This window comes from Rhodopila globiformis, from assembly GCF_002937115.1.
GTDB classification, from domain to species: Bacteria; Pseudomonadota; Alphaproteobacteria; order Acetobacterales; family Acetobacteraceae; genus Rhodopila; species Rhodopila globiformis.
The window spans coordinates 1-9,496 of the sequence record NZ_NHRY01000121.1 but is presented as its reverse complement, the minus strand read 5'-3'; the positions used below and the strand labels follow the sequence as shown (position 1 = coordinate 9,496).

General features: G+C 66.7%; 6 protein-coding genes. 3 read left to right on the top strand and 3 right to left on the bottom strand.

Features of this window, described 5'->3' with window-relative positions:
- On the top strand, nt 1–280 hold a 280-nt coding region (locus CCS01_RS11915), incomplete at its 5' end, for an ABC transporter permease subunit (RefSeq protein ID WP_408887484.1).
- Between the two features lie 5 nt (nt 281–285).
- Complete coding sequence (locus tag CCS01_RS11910) at nt 286–1,236, top strand: branched-chain amino acid ABC transporter permease (RefSeq protein ID WP_104519046.1); 951 nt, start codon at nt 286–288, stop codon at nt 1,234–1,236.
- A 1,555-nt stretch (nt 1,237–2,791) separates the two neighbouring features.
- On the opposite strand, the gene CCS01_RS11905 is transcribed toward CCS01_RS11910, so the two are convergent.
- Nucleotides 2,792–3,694 carry a homoserine O-acetyltransferase/O-succinyltransferase family protein gene (locus tag CCS01_RS11905; protein WP_104519045.1) on the bottom strand — a complete coding sequence of 301 codons (903 nt, stop codon included), beginning with the start codon at nt 3,692–3,694 and terminating at the stop codon, nt 2,792–2,794.
- Nucleotides 3,695–4,968: 1,274 nt separating this feature from the next.
- On the opposite strand from CCS01_RS11905, the gene CCS01_RS34355 reads away from it, so the two are divergent.
- On the top strand, nt 4,969–6,459 hold the full coding sequence (locus CCS01_RS34355; RefSeq protein WP_104519044.1) for an EAL domain-containing protein: 1,491 nt from the start codon (nt 4,969–4,971) through the stop codon (nt 6,457–6,459).
- 528 nt (nt 6,460–6,987) lie between these two features.
- On the opposite strand, the gene CCS01_RS35145 is transcribed toward CCS01_RS34355, so the two are convergent.
- The gene (locus CCS01_RS35145; protein WP_239992125.1) at nt 6,988–8,526 is read right to left on the bottom strand and encodes a c-type cytochrome; all 1,539 of its coding nucleotides are present in this window, start codon (nt 8,524–8,526) and stop codon (nt 6,988–6,990) included.
- Between the two features lie 49 nt (nt 8,527–8,575).
- The coding region (locus CCS01_RS11890; protein WP_104519042.1) for a molybdate ABC transporter substrate-binding protein at nt 8,576–9,496 on the bottom strand (921 nt) is incomplete at its 5' end.

The following is a 9,496-nucleotide window of genomic DNA, read 5'->3' as shown; positions in this document are numbered from 1 at the left end:
GGCGGTGGCGGGCTGCATGGTGGCGCCGATCGTGTTCCTCGACCCCAACATGATGGGCGGCATCCTGCTGTATGCATTCGCCGGGGCTCTGCTGGGCGGCATCGACAACCCGCTGGGCGCGGTGCTGGGCGGCTTCGCGGTGGGGGTGATCGAGAACCTGGGCGGCGCCTACCTGGTCGGCACGGAGCTGAAGCTGACGCTGGCGCTGGTGATCATCGTCGCGGTGCTGACCGTCAAGCCGACCGGCCTCATGGGCCGCCGCGTCTACAGCCGGGTGTAACGATCATGCAGCGCGTGTCATGGCTGATGCCGATCCTGGTGCTGCTGGCCGCCGTCGTGCCGGTCGCCGCGTTCACTGATTACCACCTGTTCCAGCTGACGATGGTCGTGGTCTACGGCATCGCCATCCTGGGCCTGGCGCTGCTGACCGGGTTCAACGGCCAGATCTCGCTGGGCCACGGCGCGTTCTATGCCATCGGCGCCTATACCACGGCGATCCTGATGACGACCTGGAACGTGCCGTACTGGGCGACGCTGCCGGTGTCCGCCGCGGTCTGCGCCGGCGTCGGCTTCCTGCTGGGGTTCCCGGCGCTGCGCCTGAACGGGCTGTACCTGGCACTGACCACGTTCGCCCTGGCCGTCGCCATCCCGCAGATTCTGAAGTACAAGGCGTTCGAGGACTGGACCGGGGGCGTGCAGGGCCTGGTGATCGACAAGCCGGAAGCGCCGTTCGGCCTTCCCCTGTCACCCGACCAGTGGCTGTACCTGTTCACCCTGGTGGTCGCGGTCGTGCTGTACCTTCTGGGCTGGAACATCGTGCGCGCCCGCATGGGCCGGGCGATGATGGCGATCCGCGACCATGCCATGGCCGCCGAGGCGATGGGCATCAACCTCGCGACGGTGAAGACCCGCACCTTCGCCCTGAGCGCGATGTACACCGGGCTGGCCGGGTCGCTCGGCGCCATCGCGGTGCAGTTCGTGGCGCCGGACAGCTTCGGGGTGTTCGTCTCGATCTTCCTGTTCGTCGGCCTGATCGTCGGCGGCGTGTCCTCCATCGGCGGCACGCTGGTTGGCGCGGCGTTCGTCGAGTTCGTGCCGAACCTGGCGGACAAGGTGTCGAAGGCGGCGCCGGGGGCGGTGTACGGCCTGATCCTGATCGCGGTGATGTTCCTGATGCCCGGCGGCGTCGGCGGGTTCCTGCACGCCCTGTGGCGGCGGGTGGCGCAGGCGCGCTGAGGGCCAGGCTCGGACCGCCGATCGGCCTGGGGGCGGTGCCTGGGGGCGGTGGCGGCGCTGGAACGACATTCGCATGCCCCGCCCCGGCGACGGGACCGCGGCGACCGCAATCAGCCGGCGGGATCAAGGCTCGGAGGGTGGGCGTTCAAAGCCTCTCGATCCTGCCTCGGCCGACGGTGCTTGTAGTGGGATCGCAACGACTGGTGCATCGGCAATGCGATAGGCGCGGCGTCCGGTCCCGGGAAGCACCGCGGAGGCCTAGACCGGGCGCCAGCTTGTCACCCATGTCAGCACGCGGCGCGACGGTTCGTCGCGACGAACCCAGCCTTGTTGCTTGACCGCCCAGTACGCCTGGACAACTTCCTGTTTCAGGCCGTGGATGATCTCGATTGTGCGTCCGTCCGTGGGCGCGGATTTGATGTCGCGAAAGGGTCGGCTTCTGGTCATGGCCGTCACTTAACACGCCCGATCGTTGCTAATCTACACAATTCTGCATTGGGGAGGTCGGGCGGCGTCTTGGATGATTGATTTGGGGGCTTCCTGGTCTGGCTTGACTGCGGTCCGGGAGGTGCCTCGCCGGCGCTGACAGCCTGGTTGATGGCGTATTTTTGTTTGCACAGAGAAGAATTGAGTACCGCTGGGGGCCGCTGAGGATCAGGGGGATATTGCGCTGGCCTGTGCGGTTGTTGCTGTCGTGGCAGGTGGGTTTTCTGAGCCGGCCTTAGACTGGCGGCGCGGGGGCGATCGAGGGGGCGGCGCTCAAACCATCCGCCGCCTCCGAAAGAGGAAACCAGTCGAACAGGCCCGGAAGGCCGGGTGCATGCGCCCGAAACAGGAACGTGACGAAGTGTCCCGGCGGTTTACCGGCACCGGGTCGTGCCAGCTCGGTAACGGCGGCGAAACTGTCTTGTCGGTGTCATATCGAACCGACATCTTGCCGATTCGACTGCGCTTGCAACGACGTTGCTTCGTTTGTGCCTCTGCCGGAGCGTTGCTGGTGATTTACGCGGTTGGCTTCCGGATTTCCGGGGGATCTGGAATTGATCCGCAGGCTGGATTGGACCGTGGATTCAGCGGATGCACGCATGGCGGCACGAACGGCGATGCTTCCGGGAAGGCGTCGTCAGGCTGGCAAAGGGTTCGAACGCCTCGGGACATGGGCGGTTGCGTCGGCGGCAACCCGGGGAGTGGGCGATCAGACTCAACTGGTCGCTTCTTCTGGTTGTATCCTGGCCATTTGCCGATACTTCATGTTGAACAAAGCGGAGTTGCAACCAAGCCCGGTTTCAACACGCCCGGGGTTCCACCTGCGGCCGATCATGATGGGAAGCCTCCGGCCGATTTGCGTCGGGCGTGCTGCGGAGGGCACGGCAGGCGCGGCTCATGCCCGGCGAGGAGCCGGGATGTCGTCTGCGTGGGCGGCGTTCGAGGCGGCTTCCGCCATCGCTGTTCCATCATCGCATGAAACCGTTCAACGGCACGAAGCGGCCGGGCCTGCCTTGTCGATGGGCGCAGCCGTGCCGGGACGCCCCGGGGGCGTCCCGGCATGATGCCGTCATCCGGCGACGGCGGGGCCGGGAGCGTGGTTGCCGGATTGCACCACCATCCCGGCCAGCGCCGCACCTTGTTGCAGATGCAACAGCCAGTTGTTGTACAATTGTACAGCAACAGGGCGCCAGTCGCCCGGCACGATCGAGGTTTCAAGCAACTCGCGTGCCTCCGCCGCGTCTTCCAACACCAGCGCGGCGGCGGCGCGCTGCTCATCGATATAGTTGCGCGGCACGGACGGCAGGCGATCCTGCTGCTTGTTGCGGAAACGTTGCACATCCCGCCACCATTCCCGCAACAGGCTCACCGGGAAGTATTCAGGATGCGTCTGGATAAAGAAAAACAGGCTCTTGCTCACCTGTTTGGTGAACAGGTCAACCCCGGCGTCGTTCGACCTGGTCAGCACGTCGTAACCCTGTTCACGCAGCGCCTGTTCGGGCAGGTCGTTCCAGCGGGAGTGCGGCACGTGCCAGGTTTCGGGCGTGTCCCGCAGCAGCGGGTGTTCGGTCAGCTTGTGCGACTGGAACACGCCGAAAATCTTTTCGGCATGTGGCTGACGCTCGACACCGTCGAGATACTGCACCGCCGCGTGGGCCGCCAGGCAGGAGAAGATCGTGGACACCGTGTTCTCGGCCGCCCAGTCTATCAGGCGCGTCAGCAACGGCCAGACCGGCTCCTCCGGCAAGGTTGCGGCTTTCGGTTCCGTGCCGGTGATGATCAGGCCGTCCAACCGGCTGTCCCAGAGCGCCTGCATGGGTTCGTAACCAGCCGGGCGCAACCCGGCCAACCGGAACCAGCGCAGCCTGAGCGGCATATCCATCGCGGCGGTGTTCAACACCTCGCGAAACTGTCGCTCGGTGGACTCGATTGCCGCGGGCGGCATGTTGTTTACGAGACCGATCGTGAGCATTCTTGTGCTTTTTCAAGGGCTTGGGCGAAGTCAGCGATTATAGCACCAGCGCTGCGCCGCGGTGATCAAGTGCAATCGAACAACGGAAAGCTGATGTCCCGCTGCGTATTTCGGGCGGCGACTTTTGGTTTCAATGCTTCCTACAGAGCCCGCGACACCCAGCCAACCCGTCGCGAACGGCTCAAGGACAAGCCCGCGCTGGCCAGAATTCAGCATCTGGACGAACCAAGGCCGCGTGATGTCGAAAGCTCGCCTGTCTGCCGGCTCCGGGAGGAAAGTTTCATGGCACGGCGGTTACTGAATTGTAATCAAAATCCGGCAGGACGCCAGGAAAAGCCGGCACCACACGCCGTTTAGTTTCCATCATCAACAAATACCAGAACGCGGCCCGGTCCCGATGCCGGACGGATGATTTCGATTTGTGGTCGGCACCGGCTCGGCCGCCTGCGTCCTATCCTGATACGCATGGCCGCCACCCCGGACAGTGACGCGTGCCCCGGCATCTTGGCGTCTTGGCGCTTTATCGGTGGAACCAACCGCACGGGCCAGCGGCGCAGCGCACCCATCAGCGCCGGGCGCGGTTCCTGTTCAACGCCAAGACGCCAAGATACCGGGGTTCCCGTCGCCGTCCGGCCCGTTGTCACGCGCCTGATCGCGGCAGGCCGCGGCCTGCTGGCTATGACGGAGGCGCAACGGCGACTGCCATTGTCACCCATCGTGGTGGACGCGCGCGGCCAGGCCCGACTTCTACAGTTCGGTTTCGCAACTCGTTGAAATTGCACAGAAAAGCCAGATTTTCAGGCTCTTGTGGCGCCAAAACCGCCGCTGACAGAAAAAGTCCGCGTTATATCAATGCCTTGCTGTGGGCCGACTCTCAGGAAATCCGCTCTTTTGCACCACAAGCGGCCTTAGATCACGATTTATCCCATGTTTTCAGTGAGTTGCATAACCGAACTGTAGAAGTTGGGCCAGGGGGGACAGCTACAGTAACATTACGATTCAATTCTGGTCCCCGCCTGCGCCAGATCGGAGTTTCGGGAAAGCCCCGGTCCAGGCTATCAGGCAGCATCATCTTCGGCAGGCCGAACCGCAATGCAACAGTGGGCAGCGCTGAAACCGCATGTCGCATCCCGCCGTGGACCACGTCCCGCCAGCAGCAACAGGCAGCATCCCGGGCAGCGTCGCCCGCCGTGGTCCGCGCGCCCGGGGATGGCGCGGCTCGGGGCCGTTCGGTTCGCCGATCGGCCGGCCATGGTCAAGGAATAGCCCGCGCCATGTCCCTGCTTGTGTTCGACGACGATCCCGACCTCGCCCGTTGCGTGGTGGCGACGGCCGCTCTTGCCGGCCTGGACGCGACCGCTGTCGCCGACGCCGACGCCTTCCGCCAGGCCCTGCAGGATTGCCACCCCCGGATCATCGTGCTGGACCTGCAACTCGGCGCCACCGACGGCGTGGAGCAACTGCGCCTGCTGGCGGAAGACCGGTATGCCGGCGCGCTGATCCTCACCGGCGAGCGCGGCGGACGGGTTCTCTCGACCGTGCGCGCGCTGGGCCGGAGCCTGGGCCTGAAGATCGAAGGCGTGCTGGAAAAGCCGCTGGACGGGCCGGCGCTGCAGCAACTGCTGGCACGCCTGCAGGTCACGCCCGAGGACATCTCGGCCGGGACCCTGCGGACCGCGATCGGCAACGGCGAGATGAGCCTCGATTTCCAGCCGATTGTTGCAGTCAAAACGAAGACCTTCAGGAAGCTGGAGGCCCTGGTGCGCTGGAAGCATCCGCAGGCCGGCCTGATTCCGCCGGGACAGTTCCTCGCCATCGCCGAACGCGACCAGGCGACGATCGAGGCGCTGGCGGAATGGGTGGTCGGCGCCGCGGTCGATGCGTACCAGGCGCTGGCCGAGCTTGGGGTCGTCGTGCCGATCGCGGTGAACATCTCGGCGCAGAACCTGCGCGACCGGGCGTTGCCCGATCGGCTGGAGCAGCGCCTGCGGGCCGGAGCCATGCCGCCCGGGCACCTGTGCCTGGAAGTCAGCGAGACCGCGGCGTTCACCGATGCCATGCTGACCATGGACATCCTCAGCCGGTTGCAACTGAAAGGAATTTGCCTGTCGCTGGACAATTTCGGAACCGGCTATTCGTCGCTGAAGCTGCTCCAGCAGATGCCGTTCTCCGAGATCAAGATCGACCGCTCTTTCATTGGCGACCTGGCAACCTCGCGCGAGGCCAGGGCGATCGTGAAATCCGTCATCGACCTTGCCGCCAACATGGAGATGGGCTGCGTGGCCGAGGGCGTGGAAACCCAGGAAACCGCCGATCTGCTCGGGCAACTCGGCGCCTGCGACCTGCAAGGATTCCTGATCGGCCGGCCGATGCCGGTCGAGGCGGTGCCGGTCTGGCTGAAGATCTGGGAGCGGCACGAATCGCCGGCCGCGCAGGCCCGGCATGACGGGGCCGCCCGGCCGGCCGCGGCCTGGCGCCGTCCGGCGGGACCGCCCGCGCCCTCGTCTCCGGACGCCGGCGGCGGTTCCGTGCGCCTGTCGCCACGGCAGGTCGACGTGATGCGCCTGCTGGCGCAGGGCCATTCGGTCAAGGAGATCGCGCGGCGGCTGAACCTGGGCGTGGGCACGGTGAAGGTTCACCTGTCGTTGGCCTATTCGGCGCTTGGCGCGCACAACCGGGTGCAGGCCATCCAGCGGGCCGGGGCCGTACTGGAGCGCGGAACACGGGACGCGCGCGGCGAAACCTTGCTCTGCGCCGGGCCCTGACCCGTTCGGCCGTCCTGCGGCGACAGGCGGAACGGATTGTTGTCGGAATCAATGCCGCCAGCCGTTCCAGCCAGCCCGAAAGCCAGGCAAGCCGAACATTCCGGCAGCCGCGTCACGACAGCAGACCGCAGGCCGCTTGGGTCGCACGGACGGCCTGTCCTGTCGTCATGGCGGCCCGGAGCCTGTGCCCGGGCTCTTGTCCCGGGTAGCCACCATGACGGCTGCGGCGTCCGTGCGGCAAGTGGAGCGGTTATTCTGCATCAGGTCCAAAGTTCGTCTCTGTGGCCCACTGTGGCGCTCAATTATTCTCTGTGGTTGCATTGCCGCACCATCCGCCCGCACGCCCGCCGCCAGCGGACCCCCAATCAGCGGAAGCGCCGGCACCCCCTGTCCACGCCAACGGCCTGCCCCCAGCCCACAGACCATGCCCGTTTCCAGAGAAACGGCTCCGCTGCCTCCCACGCCGGAAAGGCTCGGCAACGGCACCCTCGGCCCCAAGCAGCGAGCCGGCTCTGAAGCCGGGCAGGCTCAGTGTCCGGGCGGCAACGGCGCGCTGCCCAGCACCACGCCATTCATCGTTTGGCCGTACATCGACATGCCGTGCTCATGATATTTGGCACGGGTCTCCTCGACCGACCCGGCGAACCGCGGATCCTGCGGCCGTTCACGGGTGTCGATGAACATGGCCAGGTCCCATGCCTCCTGGCCGCTCAGGCTGCCGCCCTGGCTCAGCGGCATGTTGGCCTTGATGAAGCCGGCGGCGTTGCGGATGTCGGCCATGCCCGCGCCCCAGTTGAACGATTGGGCGCCCCACAGCGGCGGGAAGCCGGGCGCGCCCGCTGCCGTCTTCTGCCCCTGGCCGTCCTCGCCATGGCAGAGGGCGCAGCGCGCGGCATAGACCGTGGCGCCGCGCCTGGCGTCCATCGGCATGGCGGGCTTGTCCGGGGTGGGATAGCCGCGTCCCTTCATCTCGGTGCGGGTGGGCGCGCCGGTCGCCAGGAAATACGCATAGCTCTCCACCGCCAGCAGCGTCCGGTCGCCCAGGGGCGGCGCCTTGCCGTTCAGGCTGTAGCGGAAACAGCCCTGCAGCCGCTCCGCGAAGCTGTTCACATGCCCGTTCTTGGCGCGCCAGGCCGGATACGCCACATAGGCCGCCCACAGCGGCGCCGAATTGGCCAGCCGCCCGGCGTCCAGGTGGCAGTTGCGGCATTGCAGCGAATTGCCGGTGTAGTCCGCCGCGTAGCGCTGCGGATCATCGAAGATACGCAGGCCGAGCCGCACCATGTCGCCGAACGGGCCGTGGGGAATGGCGTTGTCCGGCGGCGGGACGAAGCCTTCGCCGCTGGCAGACCCAGCCTGTCCTTCCCCGGCCTGTCCTTCCCCAGCCTGTCCTTCCCCGACCTGTCCTTCCCCGGCCGGCACCGCGGCCGGCAAGGCCGGCAGCCTGGGCAGCGCCGCGAAATAGGCCGCGACGTCGGCGATGTCCGCCTTGGTCAGCTTCCTGGCGATGCCGGCCATCAGGCCCATCGGATCGCCCCGCCGCGTGCCTGCCTGCCAGTCCTTGAGCTGGGTCTGGATGTAGCTGGCGACCTGGCCGTTCAGGCGCGGGAAATGCGTGCCGATGCCCATGCCGGCGGCACCGTGGCACAGCGTGCATGACGGAACCCCGCGGGACCACACGCCGTGCTCGGCGATCCGCTGGCCGCGGGCAATGGCGTCGGCCGGCGCGTCCTCGGCGACGGCCGGCGGGTTCTGCCGCGCATAGTAGTCCGTTACCGCGGTCATTGCGTCCGGATCCAGCGCCTTGGCGATCGCCACCATGACGGTGTTGCCGCGCGCGCCGCTGACCGCGTTGGCGAACTGCTGCCGCATGTAGGCGGCGTCCAGGCCGCCGATGCGCGGAATGCCGCCGCCCGGCCGCCCGGCGCCGTCCAGGCCGTGGCAGGCCAGACAGGCCGGCACCGAGCCGGGCACGCCGTGCGTGACGATGTCGATGCCGCTTGCCGCCAGGGCCGGCGCCACGGCCATGGTCCCGGCCGCCAGGACGGCCACCGCCAGACGCTTCATGAACGACGCCTCATGAATTTCCTCCCGGTGCTGTCGCGCGCGCCGCAGTCTATCCGTGTTCGCCGCCCCCGTGATAGGGCTTGAAGCCGTAGCGCGCGAAGATCGCCAGCGCCTGCGGCGAGCGGATGAAGTCGAGCCACAGCCGGGCCGCATCCGGATGCGGCGCGCCCTTCACCACGGCGCCGGCATAGATCGCGGTGGCATTCTGCGCCGCGGGGATGACGATATGGGAGATCGGATGGCCCGCCTGTTCCTGGAATATGGCCTCGGACTGCCAGGTCACACCCGCGTCAACGATCCCCTGCATCAGGAACAGCGGAGTCTGGCGATGGTGGATCTGCGTCAGGATCGTCGTGCCGTCCGCCACCTTGTCGGTATAGACCGCCTTCGCCAGCGCCGGTCCGCCGGCCTTTTCCAGCGACTGCTTGATCTGCCGCGCGATGCCTTCGTATGCCGGATTGGGCATGGCAAGCCGCACCTGCGGCTTCCCCAGGTCAGCCAGCCCGGTGACGTGCGCCGGATTGTCCTTCGGCACCATGATGGCCAGCGTGTTGGTGACATAGGAAACCGCCGGGCCTGCCAGTTCGCCCGTGTCGATCATCGCCTGCACCTTGCGCAGGCCGGCGAGATAGGCATCCGCCTTCACCGTCCAGGTCATGTTGCCGCTGGTGATGGTGCCGCCCTTCCGGATCTGCTCCTGCAGCCGCCCCGGCGGCAGCGTTTCCCAGTACAGGCGGCCGCGGAATTCCGGATGCTCGCTCTCGAATTCCTTTACCAGCGGCGCCATGGCGAAGAAATAATTGCCGCCGACATACAGCACGAGCTTCGGGTCGGTGAGATTGCCGTGCATGTCGGCCAGCACGTCGATCTCCGGCACCGTGAACGCCAGGCCGCGATTGATCGCATCGTTGTTTTCGCCGTGCTGCCAGGGCGGGAACACCGCAGCCGGATCGCCGGGTGGGGCCGGGGT

What these genes read in the sequence shown, in the direction of transcription:
- CCS01_RS34355 (WP_104519044.1), top strand. Translation starts at nt 4,969, where the DNA reads ATGTCCCTGCTTGTGTTCGACGACGATCCCGACCTCGCCCGTTGCGTG.
- CCS01_RS35145 (WP_239992125.1), bottom strand. Translation starts at nt 8,526, where the DNA reads ATGAAGCGTCTGGCGGTGGCCGTCCTGGCGGCCGGGACCATGGCCGTG.
- CCS01_RS11910 (WP_104519046.1), top strand. Translation starts at nt 286, where the DNA reads ATGCAGCGCGTGTCATGGCTGATGCCGATCCTGGTGCTGCTGGCCGCC.
- CCS01_RS11905 (WP_104519045.1), bottom strand. Translation starts at nt 3,694, where the DNA reads ATGCTCACGATCGGTCTCGTAAACAACATGCCGCCCGCGGCAATCGAG.